Consider the following 21672-nt stretch of genomic DNA (forward strand, 5'->3'; position numbering starts at 1 on the left):
GTGACGTAAGTTATATCAGAATATTCAATTAGTAATGATAGATACAAAATTCAAATGTTTGACTTAGCTATTACCTGTTTATGCAACGCCAGTGAAAGATAACATAATTTTCAATAGCCTCTTTTAGAGTTAGCCCAAGTATCGCAAATCCCGCAAATGCTACGATAAATGATAAAAATTTTTTAACCTTATAATACTCATCTTTAGTAGTAGCAACTGTTTCTAATAAAATTAGAAATGTCAAAAGAGGTAATAGAATCAATTCAGTGAGAATGCTAAAAGTAATTGTACTTAATAAAAACTCAACAATAACAATAAATTTAAAATTCCTTTTTAATATATCATTAAAATAATGATTAACTTCGTGGATTGCCATAGCACTGTAACTAACAGGTATTCCAACAAATATCACCCAGAAAGCAACAACTTTCAAATACTTCAACTGCCAGAATGAAAACAATGAAGCTATTAATACCAAAATTGTAGAATATATAATAATAATAACCAATGGAATAATTAGCTGCTTTGCCGTAGCAGCTTGAACCACTTTAAACACAGCGTCTCTAATTTTAGGCTTTGAAAGTATAAAGATAATAAAAATAAAAATCCAGATTCCAATCGCAATTTCACGATTAGAAAATATGTCAGTGACCGAAGCAATATTAAGTTGAGATATTTCTTTAATAACTTTAATTGTAATAGAATTAATATCCATTTCACCTAATATAAAACCAACTATAAACACCACAATATAGCCAAATATTCGTTTCATTCATAGGTACTCCCTATTAGAGAAGCATGGGGACGGTTCTTCCGCTTCCATGCCCCAAAAAGGAAGCATGAGATTCGTCCTTATACGTCTTTTAAATTATCTTAGTTAAATTTTCACAAATTAGAATTAAGCCCAGGCAAAACAACTATCAATTTCTTATTGGTGGAAGTCATCATATCTTCCGTTTTTCTAGTTAAATGCGTTAAGTAACACTGACGCCGCTTCGATAAGGATTTCTCTTTCCATCCATAGTTTCTTATTTAAACGTCACTTAAATTCACACTCCTTTCATACGTAATATTTCGACAAATAATTAAATTTTCCTGCAAATTAACATGGGTTAATGATTATAATGTCGAAATTACTAGAGAAGGAGGTGATTATTTTGGGAAGAACTTATACCCCAGGTTCAAGACCTAATGACCCTGGCAAATTTATTGAAGTCGTGGTGGCAAACAAGGTAATACATAAATAACAGGTGTAGAAAATAAACCTTTACCTACTAAATCGAAACCAGGTAACCAGTGGAAACAAGTCGATAAAACTAAGCATAAAAAATAATGACTAGTTATCTATCGCCTATACCATAGGTGGTTCTTTTTATTTTATGCTCCAACGAACTCCGCCCATGCGATATCCTTCTGTCAAGACCTATATATATTTTTCCTGGCATGATAATCATAATTAGTTTGGGAATGACAGGTACTAGCTAAAATTGCTAAATTGAACAACGAGGCATATTAGCATAACTATCTTTTAACTTGATTTTTAATTTATATAAGCGGATATAGATGTTGACGGACACCAAAAGCCATATTTAAAGCGATGCCTTGTCAAAGGAATCGCTTTGAGAAGAGCATCTATTCTTCCGTATCTAGTTCTAACTCTAGTTGATCCATTATATCAAACACGCGATTAAACTTTTTATTGAATTCATTCCGGGCATACTGGGGTCAGACCCTTTTTCTTCCGTATAAACTAAAATGAGTCATAGTCTTCAGTTAAATCTTCCTCAAATTCTTCTGTACAGTTAAAACATTTATTATTTATAATAGCTTCTATATGATAGAATTCACAGCAAAATTCACATCTTTTTTGTTGGTCAAAGTCTGACAATATGTGTTCCTCCGGGTAAAATATTCTTCTTATCCATTGCTTTTGAATTATCAAAGATGTGTCTAAACTCCATTTATTTATTCTACTTCTTCTTTGATAAACTTCCCTAGCTTCATCAAGTTTTTGTTTAAATTCCTTGTAATCATAATTGTTAATTTTTATATAATGCTCCTTAGCTTCAGTTGCTCTACCTTTTTTTTCAGCTATATCAAAATGTATTGTATCATGACATAATCTGCATATCCCTATTATATTTACAAGTTTCTGTATATGACTTTCTTCATCCCATACCCATAATTCATGGGCATCTAGCAAACAATCTTGTTTACTGCAGATTTGACACTCCCGATTATAAATATCATATACTTTCTTCCGTAATATCTCCCATTCGGGTTTTACCCTCAAATTTTGCCCAATAGCTGTTCTTGGCGTTAATTCGATATTAAGTTTCACTTTTTCACCCCTTTTATTAATAGACATGGAGATTGTGATATTCTACTTTTGAATTATAAAAACTATATTTAATATCAAAATTTCTTAATTACACTATAACCATTATGATTTATAGGTATATTAACTTTTTGAGAATTGAATCGAATAATATATTTGGTAATTTTTTTAGTACACTTTTACGGCAACATTCAGCTTCATCATTTCGTTACAAGATTTTTTAATAATCAATCTATTTTCGTTATTATTCTTCTGTCAGGATTTATGTATAATTCCTAATTAATATGTTCAAAATGTTCAAAAAGATGATTTCCTGAGCTAGCTATATTTAATGTAAGAACGATTTAACCATATGGAGTAATATGAATAACTGCCCTTAGTTTATTAAACAAATAGCTTTTTATTTTCTGAAATATATTGATTTAAATTATCTGAATACATGCTGCATAGCCTTAAGCCTATCCACCACACGTATAGTGAAATAGTAGATGATGATGCTTCTTCATATGATAATAACCCATGTGCAAGTTTATTTCGCATGTTAGAGCCATACTTTTCAGTTAACAGTGATCTCAAATCAAAGAGTAAATCTTTATCAAATGCCGCTACAAAATTAGGTAATTCAAATATACTATTTAACGACTTTGCTTGTTCCTTACCGTCATTCTCATAAGTAGTTACAATATCCCCACACATTCTTGCAATTTCTCTAAATGAATTCTCTATTTGTGGTATTAATAAATGAATAGCTTTCAAAAAGTTTCCTTTAAAACCTTCGTACAGACCCTCTACAAAAATCTTTTCTCTTCCCAAAGGAACAAACATATTATTGGTAACAAGGAACTCTATATCTTTTCTGTCGATTTCATGGTCATTAGAAATTATTCTTAAGGCATGATTAATTAAAATACCAGATTGAATTGAATGATTATTGGCTGCTTCCATCAGCATATGAGCTTCTAGGGCTTCCATTCTTTCTTCTTCACTTCCGGAATTTAAATCTGGCATACTTATGATCCGTTTTCCGTCATTATCAATAATTTCTCTATTGACTAAATAGGCTATAGGGGATGATTTATGTAATTCATTTACTCTTTTTTCAAGACTACTTTTCGTATTAATAGATTGAATAAAAGCTAACTTTGCTATACATACTAGCTTTTCTTTTCCTCTAAAACTCTTCTCAATTTCGGTAACTACATTAGTTATATCCATATTATGAGAAAATTGCTGAAGGTTTTCACTCATTTTCTTCTTGAAAATCTCAAGTTTTGATAAAATCTCATCATTTTTTTGCTTCTTTCCTGGAATTTTCCGATAGGTTTTTATAGCATCCTCCAGCAATCTAATTATAGCCACATTGTTTTTATTACCATCTTCACTCAAATATTCAGCTTCTTCTTCATATGCCATAGCTATTCTTTCGATTGTACCTTTATATTTGTCGTTATTCCCCAATCTTTGATAACATTTAGCCAATAATTCCATGTAATATTTAGCTATTGAGTATTCAGTTTCTTCGAGGTTTCTTAATACTTTTGATTCCAAAATAATAATAAATTGCCCTACATCTATATCTTTTTGTTCAAGTAATAACTCCACTAATTTCCCTGTAAGATATAGTGGGTCTTCCCCATTTATTTTTATTATTGCTTCTTTTATAAATGTATTAACTTGATCAACTTTATCATTATCTCTACCAAAAAATAGCGCAAGTTGTAATGCCCTTTCAATTTTATCAGAAAAAACTGTCCATTGATCCCAATCTTCTAATCTAGCCGCTGAAATCAGATAGTTATCAATTGCATCCTGACCATATTTATATATCTTGTTCCTAGTCCATATTACATCAGAAATTCTTGCCTTAATCTCACTATCTTCAAAATATGGATATAAGTTTATTAATGTCTTAATATCTTGTTGTGAAAGATCACTTAATGCTGCGCTTTTTTTCCCATCAAAAATTGCATAAGGTTCAAATGGTTGTTTTGGGTCTTTTTTATTCATATGATACGAGAGTATATCTGTTATTAATTGTATAACTTCTTTTTCTGTACCATCCAAACCATCGGTCAATTTTAACAGTTCTTGTCGGTAGTCAAAGCACTCATATGATTTAGCTTTTCTAATAGCTTCATTAATGATATTGATAATACTTTGATTCATACATACACCTCTACATGAAAGACCTTTCTTTTATCAGGAATTTATCTTGTTATTATAAATTGTTGTCTCACATACTTGATAATACCTATCGTACCACCTTACCTCCTCATCTTATTTACCCTTCCTTAACACCTTTAAAGCAATACCACCTACAGCAACTAATGCAGTTAGACCTGCTGATCCACCACTTTTGATGCCTTTACCAATACATTCTTTACAAACGAACCCAAGATTTACGAGATTTGAACAATTTTCTACTTTACACTGTCTATATACATTTTTGCAGGATTCACATTCATATTTATTCATTTCTTTTTCTATAAAGACCCTTCTTCTTTTACAATTTGGACAATTTAATTCAGTCATTATTTATGTCTCCCATTAATAATTGTGTATCAACATCATAAGAAATTTGGATCTCTTCAAATTGTGAAACAAGTCTTTTATGCATGTTTCTAACTTCATCTACTTTAATATCGTTTGAATTTATTTCTTGTAATAAAGTTTTAGGTAACTTTCTATCTTTTAGCCTTTCCGCAACATGTAAAAGAGAAACATCATCATTGATACTAATTCCATCAACATTCAGCAAATATATTAACTTAGAAACTAGTTCTGTCGAATAGTAGTTCATTTTAGTTTCAATTTTCCTATAATATTTCGAAGCATGATGATATTCATTAGTTATTTGATAACAGGTTCCTATAAGACCAAGAGTTTGGAAATATAAATCCAATAAAAAACCATACTCATGAATAAATAATTGGATTTCATCATTATATTTTTTATTGTATTCATTCCTATATTTACTTCTCCATTCCCAAACCTTCAAACCATCTATGAAATTCGGAATAAGTTTATAATCTATTTTTCTACTTAATACTTCTTCGATAGTTTCTTCAATAAAGTCGGATAGGAACTTCAAATCTATAATACAATCGTTAATTCTTACCATGGCATTCTTATTGGGAAGTGATTCAATGGCCTCTTCAATAACCGAATTTATACTATGCACCCTAGAAACTTTCTCTCTCCATAAAAACTCACCAAGTAAATCTATTTTTTCGTGTATCACATCGAGTTTTTTTGAGATTTCGGCCATTTGTAGTTGCCCCGATATGCTGGCAATGTTTCTAGTAATATTAGAGAGTGTGGATGGCTTATTTTTCTTGATAAGTTCTTCTGTTGTCATCTCATTAAGTTGAGCCTTTCCAACAAATTGACCAGTCTTAGCATTTCTAATCTCTAGAGATCCTTTTTTAATTGAGAGGCTACCATTATCAATCCCACCTCGAAACTCTGGGTTTATGGTTATTTTCCATAAATCATCAAGTTTTTCTTTGTTTAACGGAATATCATTATTGTTAATATTTTCCCAAATAATTTTATTAACTGTATCAATTAACTCAGAAGGGACTGATACTTCATTATCATTATTTGTTTTAGTTGAATTATTATAGGTTAATTCACCGCCTGTAGTGTTGATAATCCTTGGATTATTATCCAAAAAGGTACACCCCCTTCTTTAAAGTGCCTGAATTCCGGAAACTAATTTTCACTATATAGTTTCTTATTCAGGCACATACATCTTTTGCAACGGCAACAATGCCCTAACGTCATTAGGCATATTTTCATACCATTTTACTGACAAATTAACTAGTTCCTCTATATCTACTAATCTAACAGAGTTATGTTTAGCTACCGCTTTAGCTTGTGAAGTAAATCCACCTGTTGAAACAAATAAACTATTAGAATCAATTGGGTTTGCCCCAAGTAACTGCTGAATCTCTGGTGCTGATGCAGAAGATTTTCGATGCTTTACTTGTACCTTAATAATAGGCTTTTCAAATCCAAATGCATCTTTAAATGCCAGGACATCTACGCCTCCATCAGGGCCTTTGGGACTTACCTGAACATTGTAGTCCATTGCTTGTAAGAGTCCTCCTACCAATTCTTGCATTTGCCATGGATCGAGTTTATCGACCTTGTCTTGTACCATAACCAAAGCTTTACTGACAAGATCTTCAATAATTTCGCTGTCTTCTATTTCATCTTCATCGTTATCATCAGGCTCATAAAATGGATGCTCAACTAACTCTTGAATTTCACTTCCCCAATCATCCACACGAAAGACTGTTAACACAGAACCCAAACTATTTTTGGCTGCTTGCGATAATGAATCTCGTTCTACAGTGATTTCTTCCCATTCAACTCTTACATTATTAGGATAATCGGGGTTTCCAATAGACTTATCATAAAAATGCGATTCTGTAACTGTTCCTACCATATATTGTCGTGTCTCTTTAAAATAAGTTATTACTCGATCACCTTTGTTAATTTCTCTACTGAAACGCCATACTTGATTCACCCAACTGTTCCTGGACTTAGGTTTACTTTCCAAAAAAACAGTATCAGCTATTGCAACCATTTCTTCTTTTGATTGGTATTGGTTTGGATCACCTAATTTAGGCCATCCAATAGAAGCAATACCTTTTTCTTTCCAAACAGGGATTAACTCATTATTATCCCCTGCACGAATCATCCACCACTTTTTCATGACCTTCACCCCGTAATTATTGAAATATTAATATTGTTTATAGCATGTATTCAGTTATATTATGATTAGCGAGCTCTTACACAAAAACCTTTGCTCATAATAGCTTCATAGTCTTCTTAAACTAATCGTTCCTTAAATCGATGTAGATCACAGGTTATAGTGTTCGATTGACTTTCGCCATCCGCTTCTTCACTTATAAAAAATAAATTAGACAGAATGGTCTTTGTGCTTTCACATTCAGTCGTCCTTGTTGCATCATACTTTTCAATTAATGTTTGACAATTTTCAAGAATGAAGTATGGTGCAAAATGAATCCATTCACCATTATCTCTTTTCCCAGTGATAAGTACAGTGGGGACTAACCCTTATTTCCTAAGTTTTACTTGCACAATAGGCTTTGCAAATCAGAACTCTTTTGTATCGCACTTAAAGATATTGTTTATTAATTTATTTATCAGGATTCATATACCAACCAGGTTGCTTTTCAGTTGAACGGCTTCCATTAGGTACATATTCAAAGTGAATACCTTTACTGGTTAGTTCCTTTAAAGTTGGTTCGAGTTCCGATCCACCAACAACCCATAAACTTCCACCCTTAACCCGTTTATCAATAATATTTAACCCTTTAGATACTAAATATTCAGTTAAGCTATCATTGGAATTTCGAGAATTACTAGCATTTTCTATATCAAATAATTTCATTTGTTGAGTATCAACAGAATCATCTTCAAATAATTTCATTTGTTTTTCATTATCTGAACCCTCACTATTAGAGTAGCTTATAATACTCTGATATTCGTAAGATGACTCCTCGGGATTATCAATCATAGTCTGACGTTCCATATTACTATCCATACTACTTTCATCTAGATGTGGTTCAATCCTCATATCATCCAATTTCGCCCAGAGACTTTCCATTGCCTTCTTCCTGTTAAAATAAAATTCTCTACCCCGAATACGCCAAAACTTCCAACCAGCTCTCTCCAGTGACGCTTGACGTTGCTTATCTTCTTCAAATCTTTCAGGACCATGCCATTTCTCTCCGTCACATTCTACAGCAAGTCTATCGCGAATACCCTCAATGACAAGATCAATACGATATCCACCAACCTTAACTTGTGGAGTAACTTTATAACCTTTAGCTAAGATTAACTTTAGTACATCTACCTCAAAGGGAGAATCACATAACTTTTCTAAATCCTCTAGTTCTTCGTTGATCCTAGTGGGATTTTTGCTATAGCTTAATAAAGCGTATCTATAATCATCGCTTTTTAGCTCATTTGTATCAACTGAATGATATAATCGCATTTGATTCTTTGCGCGACTTGCCGCTACATTATAACGCTGTTTTTCGCTAGGCTGAGTTAGTTTTCTGAAATTCCTATTCGGAGCAACTACCATTGAAAGGAATATAATGTCACGTTCATCTCCTTGTAATTCATAAGGGTTTCCACAGATAATTTTCCGGGAGACGTATTCAGCATCGCCTATTTTATCTCTTATTAAATTTTCGAGGAGTTTATGCTGCCTATTTCCTTGTAGCGTTATAACGCCAAAAGTCTGATTACTGTATTTCGAGTCATTAACAACTTCAAAAATATCGTTAGCGATTGCTTCAGCTTCAGGAAGGTTAATATCTTTATCTTTTTCATCATTATAACCATCGTTAACTTTAACTGCCATTACAGGTGGTTCAATTTTTTCTTCCTCCAACGGTAACCTTAAAGGTATCATTTCTCCGCCATAACTAAGGTCATTAGAGAACTGAATAATTTCAGGAACACATCTAAAATGTTCCCTCAGCATCAACTTTCCTTCCTTAGGAAAAGACTGTTCGGCTATTTCATATAAAGATATATTACCATCAAGCAAATCAGAATTTGGAATATCAGATAAATATCGATGAACTAATTCATTTACATCATCTTGATTAACACCTATTGCTTGTGGACTGATTTGTTCATCGTCACCAACGACAATCATTCTTTTACCTCTTAATAGTACATTTGCCGAAAAAATGTCAGATTGACTGCTTTCATCAAATATAACAACATCAAACTTATCGTTAGTAATCGGAAAGTTTTCAAGAACTTGTGTGATTGGCATTATCCATACCGGAATGGCACTTTGAGCATCCTTCATAGATTCTCTTATACTACTTAAATACCGTTTGTTTTTACCTGTTGCTTTACCATACCTCTTTATATAGGTCTTCCAAGAATTCAATGCTCTTTTTTCTTTTTCTGTTATTCTTTTAATTTGGCTTTCCCATGATGCATCCCTTACAATATCTTGAATCAATTTCCTTTGATTAGTCTTTTCATTTTCAATTAATTTTCTTAATTTAGTGGCATTAATATCTCTAGTCTCATCAAGCCATGTCCTTAGTTTTCTGAGTTCAAAAGAGTTTAAGTAGCAATCAGGATATTCCCATACTTTCCCAAGTGACATTTCGATCGACTTTTCAGTTAATGGAAGAATTTGATTCATTTTTGTTAATAATTCATAGAACCTACGAACATCTTTTTTCACTTCATATAATTCTAATAAATGATTTAATAAGTAATTCCATTGAATAATATTTTCACTTTCAAAGGCACTAATAAAATCATGTATCAGTGAATGAGTACTATCCTTATTACCAAAGGACTTTAAGTTTGATAATTCTTGGTGGTAAACTTCTGGCCATTCTTTATAATCCAAATATGCTTTAGCTTGCTTTATATCCGCTAACAAAGAACTTACATCGTTAACTGAATATAAATCAACGTGATTGATTGACAACTTATCATCTATCTCATTCATTACTTCAAAAACTTTTATTACGGTTTTTAACTCTTTCAGTCGTTCTTCAAGAATATGTGGAAAACGTGCTGCATCCGGATCGATATTATACTGATTGATCTCATTTAAATTACCATTAATTATTCTTGCCGTTTCAGCCTTCAATTCTTCGTATTCAATATAATCATCAATGGGCTTAAAATCATCAATTGTTGATAATGGTTTATCGTTTAATATTGGATCTTCAAATAAATATTTAGTTTGTTTACCTTTAAATAGGAAAAAGGCGAAATTAGGTTTTTTCCCACTTTTAATTCGTTCTTTTGCAATTGCAATATTTTCTTTTAGTTCGCTAAGTCCTTTCTCAGGAAGCTTCACCATATGGGTAACTAATCCATTATAATATTTAAACAATTTATTGCAGTTATCTTCCATGCTGTCCACTAAATCTTTCCAACGCTCTTCTCGTATTCCTCCTGCTCTCAAATCATTTAATAAGAGTTTATAACCCTCATCTTGTATAACATGTTTAAAATCTAAAATAGTGTTAAGAGACTGGATATACTTTTCTATTTCAGTAATATCATAAGATAAATGAAGTGCATACAACTGTTTAGAACCTTCATCTTTGTTTTTTGATAATTTTTCACCTTCATCAATGAGAGCTTTAAAGGATTGTTCATTTCTTAAATCCGCATCAATCTTTGGAAGTGTTTTGGAATATAATTTTAGATCCTCAGTACTTAATTGATCTCTTAAATTCCAAAGTTCCTTAAACTCAACTTCTTCCATTGGAAATTCAGCTTCCATATGTAAATCATCTAATAACCATTCATAATTTATATCTGTTTCAGACAACTGTTTAGCTACTTCATACCTAAATAATTCCTCACCTTTATATTTTAATACAGAGCCTTCCTTTTCTGCATAATCTTTTAATTGATTTGTTAGACTCGCCTCTTTTTGTTTGCTCTCATGAAGCTCTTTAAGATTTAAATCAACACTCTTATTTAATTTATCAGTATCCAGTTCTCCCAATTTTTCACTAATTGTATTAATGGATTTTTCAATTTCTTGTAAGGAATCTCTTCCACCACCCAATACTGGAACACATAAACCTTGAATTTCTTTTGGTATCTTACTTTTCAATACTCGTAAAGGGCTTTCTTTTTGACTTGTAATTAATACTCTTTTTCCTTCTGCTAAGAAATGAGAGACCAAGTTAGCTATTGTATGTGTCTTACCTGTTCCAGGTGGACCTTGTACCGTAACTCCATAATTCCTTTCAATTCTATTGACAATGTCCTTTTGTTGTTCATTAGACTCTAGTGGGAAAAATAATTGGTTTTTGGTAAAAGTATTATTGGCATCGGCATCAGTATCTGCTTCTGAAGAATCAGCAGGACTAAACTGTACTTCCTCCCCCAGAATTGACTTAACAGCTTCATTCAATTCTATGCGACCAGAATCTATACCCTCAATAATATTTTCAAGGTCGTCACGTAATACACGAGTATTTTTAACTCTAAAAATAAAAATAGTGTCATCATAAATAACTGGTGTATTACGATTTTCCATTTCTTCATCAGGCTCTTTATATTCACCGTTTGCATCAATTGTATGAACGAATTGAGTTAATAAATCCGTAATATCATCTTTTATATCGAATGTTTTTAAACTATTTAAAATCTCATCAACCCTATTTTTATTCGGCAATCGAACACCAGATAACATTTCACGTTCTACATTATTCATTTCATCTATTCTACTTGCTGTTATTACACCCTTTTCAGCATCTAAATCTAACTCTAATTTTTGTGTTAATAAGGGAGAGCGAATAAGGCCAACTTTTTTATCTGGGTGATTCCAGGTTAAGATACCCCTACCAAAAACTAATTCAAGTGATTCGCCTTCACGATCAAAGCGAGATACTAAGTCAAAGAACTCATTATATAATTTTTCAAGTTTCTTTTTCTCTTTTAAATTTTCCGACCATTCTTTCCATCTGATAATAAAGTTATGATATAGCTTAACTCTCTCTTCATCATCTTCAAATGCTTCAGAGCTCTCTTCACCATGTTCATTTATATACCTTTTTTGAGTTTCATGATTGAGGAATGCATTTTCATTGTTTATGTTAAAAGCCAACCACTCTTTAATTGTTTCATTAGGATAAGGAGGAATTTTCTCTTCTCTTCTAATTTGTGGCTTTTGTATTTCTAAGAATGTATCTGAGTCATCCAATTCATCACCGACATTACAGCCTTCAACATCCTTTAAGTCATTAGGGGTCCAGTGTTTTTCAAAACCACGATAGTCTCTTATAACTTTTCCAGTAAGTTTCGTTAACTCTAGTAGATATTCGTAAAACCTTTTCTCTTTAGGTATGCTACTGATTTGCACTAAATCACCTCTTTAGAACCAACTATTTATTTATATTTTACAGTAATTTACTTATAATTTAAAAAGTATAATTTATAGCGTGGTTTTTCATAATATCTTTCCGCTCATAATCTCTTTTTTATAATAATAGACCTTGCTCTAAGCGATGTTCAGTAATTTCTCTTTCTATAACCTCATACACATACACCTGACTCTTAATTAGCTCATAATCCTCTTCATCCAATTGTTGTTTAAATGAGTGTATATCATCTGTAACAACAATCAAACGACTATCGCCATCCACTTCCTCGCTTATGAAATCAACCAAACCAAATGCAGGTTGTGTTCTGACGTTCATTCTGCCATGTTTTAATTCATAATCCTCAATTAAACTTATATTGTCTTCAGGTACAACTCGACCATTGTTACCACCATTTGGCTTAACTTTAAATTGGGCTATTCGTTTAACAGGCTTCAATTGAATTGATCGTTCACGGTCAATTTCATTTAATCGTTCTTTGCTTCGGTCTTCCATTTCATCGATTTGGGCATATGTTTGATTAATTAGAGCGCTGTTTTTACCTTCAACGTTTTCTTCTTGGTAATTTTTTAAACGTTCTTGCAACGTTTCCATTTGATCCTCAAATGACTTTCTTAAGAAAACGCGTTTTCGATTGGCATAGTCTTCGCGCTTTCGCTGAATCGTTTTGAGTAGTTTTCTTGCATGTTGAATCACTTGTCGTTTAATATCTTGTTCTTCATTGCTATACGTGTTTGTGACATCTAGTGATCGATTAAACAGTAAATAAGGTGATATTTGAACAAACTCACCGTTGCCACGTTTCCCTGTTAACATTAACTTTTGGTCAAGCTCTCGGCCATTACCATCAACAATTGTCACTTGATTCAATTCCATTGTCATAGATTCTGGAATGGACGTTTGAACTTCATACAATGGTAGAACAGCTTGTTGCAGCTCCTTCGCTGTTAATCTCATCACCAAACTAAATAATGCGTCATCATTTTCAACCATTGACAATGTTTCTGTTTCCTTTGATGCTGTTAATGCAAACCGAATAGATTCATCAAAATTAAACATTAACTTCTGATCACGTGCAAAGTCTCTTATTCTTTTTGGAAATCGATCAATACGGGCTGTAGTTTGATCTGCAGATATACTTGTTCTTGTTCTCGTATTTTCTAAACCATTCACAACGAACTTCCCATAAAAGCGACTCGGAATACTGTGAACGGAAACCTCATCGAAAGATCGCTTCGCACCTGGTAGATCAAAGTTATCATCTAATCGTTCATTTTGAGTGAGTTCCAATAATCGTTTATGTTCTTCCGATAATGACTTCTCCATATGTTCAATCACTTCATTCAAATCTTCACGTCCTGTGATAGCTTGTTCCATGATGGAAGATAAATCAGCTTGACGGTCTTCGAGAACTTCACCTACAAAATCATAGACCAAGTCTTGTCCAAGGTCTTCTCGCATTTGTTCCATTTTAGTTAATAATCGAGTTAGCACGTCACCTTCTCTTGTATTCGTGGCAACTAAATTAAAAACAAACACTTCATTCTTCTGTCCAATACGGTGGATACGTCCCATTCGTTGCTCTAATCGATTGGGATTCCAAGGAATATCGTAATTGACCATTTGATTACAAAATTGTAAGTTGATCGATTCTCCACCTGCATCAGTTGCAATCATAATTTGAACTTCATTTCGAAACTTCTCTACTTCTTCTTGTCGTCTATCCATCGAGAAGTCACCAACAATTTTTGCTATATCAGGGACATAGGCTTTCAATTTCTTTTCTAAGTAGTTTAACGTATCCTTAGATTCCGTAAATATTAAAATTTTCTCACCTTGAGCTAACACACCGCCAGCGCCAAATAGTGTTTTTTCAAGTTCTAAAAATTTACGCTCATTTTGATTTTGTCTAATAACATTAGCTTTTCGAATCAGTTGATCTAACATCTCAATTTCGACTTGTAATTCATCAAAATCAATTTCTTCAAATTCGCCTTCAGCGTATGCTTCGATTAATTCCTGTTCCTCAAGCGAACTATCTTCATAGTCTTCATAGTCCATTATCATTTGTTGTACTCTTTGCCCTGTTTCTAATACCTTTTGAAGACGTTCTTTCCGACGTACTAGAGATAAATAAATCGCTTCAACTGAAGAGCTTAATCGCCTTTGTAGAATCATCATGGCAAAAGCAACATTAGGTTTATTATGTTGCTTTGCACGATTGAAATAGTGTCTGACATATTCCGTGACTGCATCATATAAATCAATCTCAGCAGGACTCAGATTAAAACCTAATGTTTTGGTCGTTCGTTTGGGAAAGATTGGTGTCCCATCAAAATTAACCATATTTTCCTTTAAACGACGTACTACATAAGGGTTACTTTTTTCAAAAATAGCATCACTACGATTTAGTTGAGAAAAAATATCGTGGTCCACCAAACTCATTAAATGTCTAAAGTTCTCTTTATCACCCTTGTGGGGGGTGGCAGTTAACAGAAGACAATGTTCTGTATGTCTTAATAAATTCTCACCCAATTGAAACATCTTTGTCCGCTTTACTTTGCGCTTCTTTTGGCCAACCGTATATGCAGCCATCTTATGGGCCTCGTCAACAATGACGAAATCAAAATGGGCGTTCAAGATCATATTTTTAATATCTTCACGAGAAGCCCAATACATCGATGCAATCACTTGTTGATGCATATCAAAGGGATTGATTTCACCTGATGCTTTTAAATAATCGCGAGTGATGATCACAAAATCTTCATCAAACTTCTCTTTTAACTCTGCTTGCCACTGTTTTAACACGAGAGGTGGTACTAGTATTAATGTTTTTCGAATCATGTTACGTGCTTTTAATTCACGGATGAGCATACCAGACATAATGGTTTTACCGGCGCCAGGGTCATCTGCCAACAGATAACGCACTTGAGGTGCTTGCAACATCTTGCTATAAACGGCTTCGATTTGGTGTGGCAATGGAATTAAATTCTTATTTCCGCGAACCCGTGAGTGAGAGTACTCTTTTTCAGTTTTTAGCACTTGATACTGCAAGTAGTGTTGAAATCGATTCTTCAATTGATTGGACGCTTCATCTTCAGAATAATGCTCGACTTCTTGTAGTTGGTATTTTTCCAAGTAATTCTCGAAGAATTGATTCGACTCTCTTCCCACAGCCTCAACTAAATACAAATCCTCATCTATGCTTTCGACATGTTTAATTTGAACGGGTTCGGGCCAAAACGAAGCACCTACAATTTCACCTTTTTTAAGCACAATAACACCTTCTTTTTCTTCTCAACTTAATACAATGCTTCATATAAACGTAAAACAAATTCCTCTTCTAAATATGGTTCATAACCTTTTTTCGTCACTGTTTCGATTTTCAGCTTACATGTTTCGCCAATTTTATAATGTTTTTCAACTAAGTTGAATTCAACTTTTCTGTTACGTTCTCGGTTTTCGCCTTTTAAGTCAAACACAAGTTCAACTTCATTCGAAATTCGTTCATCACCTTGGTAAAAAGCTGCACGGACCTTACGTGACGTGTATTCATCGGAAACACTTTGTTCTTGGTAGAATGAAATCGGAACACGATAATTCGTAATGACCTTATTAATCATCGCTACGGCCAGGTTAACTGGATGCGCCTTTTCTATACGTCGATATTCAATTAATGGAACAACGGCCTCTTGGGGTAAAGCTCCCCCATGAATGAACTGGAGACCGCCTCCGGTTTTGAATCTGTTTAGACTTTTTGCAAGAACGACTTCGGCATTTTTAAGTGGGCTCTGGCGCTCCGTTAACTTGAATGCCCCCTCTGGAACTGACAACTGATGACCAATCGCAAAACGACGACTGCCATCGATTACTTTGCCATCCACAGATGGAATTTTTCCATGTTCTTCAATTTGTTTAAATTGAAATAAGAAGCCATGATCTGCGGTTATAAAGATGCGCTTTGCTTGAAGACGGGATAAACGATCAACTGCATAATGTAAATCTTTAATCGTATTTTGAACAGCTTCATATGTTTCATGTTCCGTTTTGTTTGAGTCGCCATGTGCATCAATACGGTCATGATATAAATAAACCAATCGTTTTCCTCTTAATAACTGCTCTGCTTCACTTGACTTCATACTTAACAGGTCTTTTAATTTTAAAGCTTCTGTCTGCGGTTCGACCGTTTTCAGTATCTTAAGACGGTTATCCATTCCTTTTGTTGATTTTCCGTCAGCATTAACTACACCTTTTTCATCAACTTCAAGTTTACGATGAGGTAATAATGATGCCATGCCTAATTGCGTATAAGTAGGGAAACTTGCTGCCATCGGTTCAATATCTGATGTACCGTTCTCACGCTCGGTTAACTGCTCATGAAGCTCATAAGCCGCTTCATATCGCAATGCATCTGAGATAATCACAAAAACTCTGGTATTTTCTTTTTCTAGAATCGGAAGGATTTTCTTGGCAAAAAATGTGCGTTGTGGCATTAATTTCGATACGTAACCATCTTCTAATTTGAAATTCATCTCATCTGCAATTCGACGCAAATACTCATTTTCATACCAATTTGTTAAGCGACTCGCAATTTCTTCAAGCCTGTCTTTTGTATCAAGATGAGTAAAATGATACATAAAATGACGATAGGTCTGATCAATTTCGTATAGATGCTTAGCATAACTCCCGTAATAATCCGTCTCTTGTTGCATTCGATTAACGACAGCTTTTAACTTCTCCATTCGTACAGCTTCGTATAATGTTTCATATAAGGAATTCAGTTTTCCTTTTGAACCCCAGTGTGTCCTAAGGCGCTGATCAATCAACGATAAACGGTCATCAACATTAATCGTTTGATGATAGAGTTCATCAATACACTTCTCAATCATCAAAGCATCGACCACGGGGAATGTTTCAACCAACGAATAGTTCTCAATATCTTGATTAGCTAACTGATTCCTCACATGATAACGCTTTTCCCATTCTTTAATTTGTTCTTCTAGCACACTACGATCACCGTGCTGTAACCATTCTTCAACGAATAGCGAACAAACATTAGGAGAAGACGATGCCCATTGTTTGTCCCATTCTTCTACCGTAAAATTGACACTTTGTTTAAAGTGTTGATAGATTAATGCGTTTAATAGCTCGACTAGTGGTTCTTCAGCACGTTCTAATGTCACACCAAAATACCGACAGATGATTTCAAACGTACGTTCTAAAGAAAAATTGCGCTTAAGTTGCTTCAAGAAGTCATTGTCTTCCATATGGAAACCATTGATAAGTAGCTGGCGGGAAATAACTTTTATATCAGGTACAGATGCCTTGACTAATACAGCCAAAATACTCAGTTCAAACTGGTAATCACCAGCTTCTTCAGGTAATAATCTACCCAACTTTCTTTTACGCTCTTGGCTATCGAAAAATAAAGGATATTGTTCCATCATTGGACGTAACACATGATCAGATACTTGTAAGTCTTCAGATAAAATGGCTGTCTCATCTGCCTTAAATTCCGTACTGTAAGCTAAAATATCCAACAACATATTATCCTTGTCATTTGGTCTAGGTGCATCAGAATAAATTAGGAATGAATCAGTTGTGCGTTGAATTTCTAGTTCCACTTTTAACTGAAAAAAGTTCCGGTCAGTTAAATGTCTAACCTCAATATCACCTAACTGTGCTACTAGTTCATCTATGCTCACCTGCTGCTGTGGATCATACCAAAAAACAATCGCTCGTTCTTTGTTGGCCTTCTCTTGTTGTATTTTATCCTGTAACTTTTCAATCACATTCACGGCTTTCACCTCATTATGTAAAGAGAAAGAGGGAAATCCCCTCTTTTCTGTTAGTTAATCTTAGCTAAGACTTTATCAAATTTGGCATAGTTGACTTTGACACCATCATCCAAGTCAATATCAATTTGTTTATTGGCATATGTCGCTAAATGTTTATCAAATTCTTGAAGTTCATCTATTTTCTTTTGATAATCTGTTTTGGATTTTTCCAAACTACGCCTATCCGTTGCCGATAAACTCGGATTAGCTAAACGAGTATCAATCATACTGATTTCGTTTTGATATTTCGATTGAATTTCTTGTAAATGTTCAAATCGAATCGTTGCCATCGTATCTGGTTGATAACGATGCATATAGATGAGTGTTCGCAATCCTTTTTGCTTACCTGAATCAACTAACCAGTATATTGGTCGTTTTTGATACATTTTACATTGATCCTTGAAGAACTCATCTAAGTAATACCGACGTAACCGATGCTCCGGCGACTCATTTTTCTTCATTATTAATGATTCAGCTAACCAACGTATGTTCTCATCCACAGTATCTGGACTAAATGCTACGGATAGAAACTCTCTTAAACGGACGATAATATCATTATCAAAGTAATGATCATCTGTTAATTGAATTAGTCCATTAGAATTGGGCTTGAATATCTCATACTTTAATTCATCAAATACTCCACCTGCATAAGCAATACCTTCAACATCTAATGAATAACGTCCTATAGCACATCCTATAAAATAAGATAAAAAGTGTTTTGCATCTCTCTCTCTGTCTGCTAATGCAATAGTAATTTCATTTCTTAATACTTTTGTAGAAACTTTATCAGTTAAATCATATAGATTTATAAATATTTTATTTAAGTCTTCTTCATTTTTTTTTAATGTATTAAACATATTATTTAAATAACTATTCCAATAAGAATATACTTCACCTATTTTCTTATCCTTTTTATTCAAAGTGATGAAAGGATGTTGTAGAAACCCCCATGACCGCTCAAAGAAATCCCAATTTTCTTTAGACAGAAAAATGTTCTCATCTACAATTTCAGAGATATGATTTTTCACAGAAGACTCCACCCCTAATATAGCGGGAATCCTTTTAATATCACCATTTGTGAAACTTAATGTTGGGTTTAATGTGCTCATATAATTTATCGCTACCTTTGAACAGAAAAGTCCAAGAATATACTTCAAATCTTCTTCACTATTCGGAAAGGCCGATCTTCCCGTATCATCAAATACGAATCCTTTTTCCTTATATCTACATCCGAAATTAGACGAACTTAACTTAGTCCAAGTAATGCCTTCCTTAAAGTAAAAACTTGTATTTTGCGGACGTGATTTTAGCTTCCCCTTGTCATTTTTGAAGTTTTTTATTTCCTCACCATTATTTTCCCAGTTAACAACCATATAATTATTACCATACCATTTACGAAATTCTCCACCACTGTTACAGGGGAACCATTTATGAGTTCCAGTATTTGTATCTGATACATCACTATAATAAAAACCAATTTTATTAAACTCAACTTCAAACCAATATCTTTGGAAACGATTATTATCACCTGTTGCTAATCCAGCTTTAGGAGAAGCTAACTCCGATATTAAATACCCATTTTGAAAGGCCTTTAATTCATCTTTCGTAATACTTAATGCTAATGGCTTTTCTGGTATATACTTTAAATCCTCTAAATTGAAGGACTTCCTATATGGAACTTGTTTATTCACAGCATCCCTTACCCATGTGGCTTGTTCTCCTTTAAAGTTCGATAAATCCAAATATTCCCCTTTCCTAATTATTGTTTGATTTTGTATAACAAATGTACATACAGCAACATCAGCAATATCATAAAATGAATGATATTCAGGTTGAATTAAAGAGGTTATAGAACTATTATCAATAATATGTTTTCTTACTTGTTCATGAGTTGAAATAAACATCCATGTAAAAGGTGTTAGCAAGGCTGAATAACCATATGCTTTGGACATTTCCTTACACCTGATAATAAAAGCCGAATATAAATTCGTTTTAAACTGTGTATAATTCTTCTTCATAAATGATTTAAGAACAGAATTATATTTATTGTGGTAAGGTGGGTTAGTCACAACTACATCATACTCTTGGTATAATATCAAAGCTTGTTCTAAGACAGGTAATAATTTTTCTTTAAGCTCCTTTGAATATGTTTCATCAATTAAATTATTTTGTCGGTTCTCTAAACTTTTGATTCTATCAATCCACTCTTCATAAGGTATATCAATTGGATTAATCAATGACCCAAATTGTTTGCCATTTTCAAACTGGCCTAGTAATTCATTCACTAATGACCTTTCAGTTTCATTCTCTACAAAATAGTCTATAGCTTCTTCAGATAACGACTGATCTGTATCAACAATCTCATATACATTCAGTTTTGGACTTATTCCTTTACGACTTAATCTTGAAATGAAGCGCGGTTGTTTTTCAGCAGCTTTCATTAACAATGCAAAATCCGAAATTTGTTGGGCGCGTTTATCAATATCTAAACCATACAAGTTATTTTCTAAAATCAGTTGAGGTATCTCTCTAGATGGATAGCCCGCTTCCTCATACATGTCATATAGCATATCAAAGGCGTAAAGTAAGATATGACCTGACCCACAAGCTGGATCCATAATTTTTAGCTCTTCTAGTGAATCAAACTCTGGGTATAGATGATGATTTTCCTCATGTTTTAAATAATATTCCCAATGTTGTGCCAGTTGATTACTTTCATATTTTTCATCATATAATTTTCCTAGTGAATTCTGTACCATGTACTGAACAATCCACTTAGGTGTGAATAATTGCGTGACAACAGGTAGGTCTTCTTTTTTAACAGCATTGTTTCTAAGTCCTCCAACCTGCTCTTTCTTATCAGACATATAATATTGGTAAAGCCATCCTAAAACTTCTACATTATCTTTTCGAGAACCGTCTTCTTGTATTTGATAAAAGTTTTCATCAGACAAGTCAATAACCATTTTCCGTATGATGGATTCCTGGTCTAATAAATAATCAGGTAACAATAACTCCGTATAATCTTCAATTTTTCCGAATAAAAAAGGTAACAATTGATTTAACGCATTACATTGTGCAACAAACAAGTTACGGTAAGCTTGTTCATCATCACCCTTTTGTAGCCATTCATTTACTAGTTGACGATCGACATCTAAATTCATTGTTTCATATTGAAGTAGTACATCAGGTTCATTTTTGCCGGTACTACTAGATAATACATTCACTCGATCAGGTAGATAATTATTGACTTCCATATAACGAATTGCAATGACTCGGTTAAACCATGTATAAGCACCTTCTTCAATAAGCTGATTATATCCCACTTTATTTAAGCGTTGCTGTAACGTATGAACAGCATGTTTTATCTCTATTGGGAATGGCTTTCCATTTACGATTAATTGACCATAGCTTTCTTCAATATTTACTTCTTGATTATCTTGGGTAATTCCATATTGTTCAGCTTTAAGTGACACTTTATCAATTAAATCCCGTCTAGCTTCTACAGCAAAATTCTTCAGTTCAGCCTTATTCATTGTTACACCCCTCATTTAAAGAGCAGATTACA

General features: G+C 33.4%; 10 protein-coding genes. All 10 read right to left on the reverse strand.

Going from position 1 to position 21672, the window contains the following annotated elements; all coding sequences use genetic code 11:
* Positions 1-70: 70 nt before the first annotated feature.
* The 10 genes from J2Z82_RS17780 to pglX all read right to left on the reverse strand — a co-directional run bounded on the left by J2Z82_RS17780 (position 71) and on the right by pglX (position 21640).
* Positions 71-772 (reverse strand): hypothetical protein, encoded by a 702-nt coding sequence (locus J2Z82_RS17780; protein WP_209482142.1) that lies wholly within the window; start codon positions 770-772, stop codon positions 71-73.
* Between the two features lie 978 nt (positions 773-1750).
* The gene (locus J2Z82_RS17785; protein ID WP_209482143.1) at positions 1751-2341 is read right to left on the reverse strand and encodes a hypothetical protein; all 591 of its coding nucleotides are present in this window, start codon (positions 2339-2341) and stop codon (positions 1751-1753) included.
* A gap of 381 nt (positions 2342-2722) precedes the next feature.
* Positions 2723-4504 (reverse strand): DUF4209 domain-containing protein, encoded by a 1782-nt coding sequence (locus J2Z82_RS17790; protein WP_209482144.1) that lies wholly within the window; start codon positions 4502-4504, stop codon positions 2723-2725.
* A 111-nt stretch (positions 4505-4615) separates the two neighbouring features.
* The gene (locus J2Z82_RS17795; RefSeq protein WP_209482145.1) at positions 4616-4870 is read right to left on the reverse strand and encodes a hypothetical protein; all 255 of its coding nucleotides are present in this window, start codon (positions 4868-4870) and stop codon (positions 4616-4618) included.
* A complete protein-coding gene (locus J2Z82_RS17800) occupies positions 4863-6011 on the reverse strand; it encodes a hypothetical protein (protein ID WP_209482146.1) in 1149 nt (382 codons plus the stop codon). Before J2Z82_RS17800 ends, J2Z82_RS17795 begins: the two co-directional genes overlap by 8 nt.
* Before the next feature lie 63 nt (positions 6012-6074).
* Entirely contained in the window at positions 6075-7061 is a 987-nt protein-coding gene (locus tag J2Z82_RS17805) for a restriction endonuclease (RefSeq protein ID WP_209482147.1), read from the reverse strand.
* 447 nt (positions 7062-7508) lie between these two features.
* Complete coding sequence (locus J2Z82_RS19730) at positions 7509-12248, reverse strand: AAA domain-containing protein (protein WP_209482148.1); 4740 nt, start codon at positions 12246-12248, stop codon at positions 7509-7511.
* A gap of 118 nt (positions 12249-12366) precedes the next feature.
* Positions 12367-15543, reverse strand: coding sequence for a DEAD/DEAH box helicase (locus J2Z82_RS17815; RefSeq protein WP_209482149.1), 3177 nt, complete (start codon positions 15541-15543; stop codon positions 12367-12369).
* Between the two features lie 26 nt (positions 15544-15569).
* A complete protein-coding gene (gene pglZ, locus J2Z82_RS17820) occupies positions 15570-18065 on the reverse strand; it encodes a BREX-1 system phosphatase PglZ type A (protein ID WP_209482150.1) in 2496 nt (831 codons plus the stop codon).
* A gap of 50 nt (positions 18066-18115) precedes the next feature.
* Positions 18116-21640 (reverse strand): BREX-1 system adenine-specific DNA-methyltransferase PglX, encoded by a 3525-nt coding sequence (pglX, locus tag J2Z82_RS17825; protein ID WP_209482151.1) that lies wholly within the window; start codon positions 21638-21640, stop codon positions 18116-18118.
* Between the last annotated feature and the right edge of the window lie 32 nt (positions 21641-21672).

The organism is Virgibacillus litoralis, assembly GCF_017873675.1.
In the GTDB taxonomy this organism is placed as follows: domain Bacteria; phylum Bacillota; class Bacilli; order Bacillales; family Amphibacillaceae; genus Lentibacillus; species Lentibacillus litoralis.

What these genes read in the sequence shown, in the direction of transcription:
- J2Z82_RS17780 (WP_209482142.1), bottom strand. Translation starts at nt 772, where the DNA reads ATGAAACGAATATTTGGCTATATTGTGGTGTTTATAGTTGGTTTTATA.
- J2Z82_RS17790 (WP_209482144.1), bottom strand. Translation starts at nt 4,504, where the DNA reads ATGAATCAAAGTATTATCAATATCATTAATGAAGCTATTAGAAAAGCT.
- J2Z82_RS17795 (WP_209482145.1), bottom strand. Translation starts at nt 4,870, where the DNA reads ATGACTGAATTAAATTGTCCAAATTGTAAAAGAAGAAGGGTCTTTATA.
- J2Z82_RS17805 (WP_209482147.1), bottom strand. Translation starts at nt 7,061, where the DNA reads ATGAAAAAGTGGTGGATGATTCGTGCAGGGGATAATAATGAGTTAATC.
- pglX (WP_209482151.1), bottom strand. Translation starts at nt 21,640, where the DNA reads ATGAATAAGGCTGAACTGAAGAATTTTGCTGTAGAAGCTAGACGGGAT.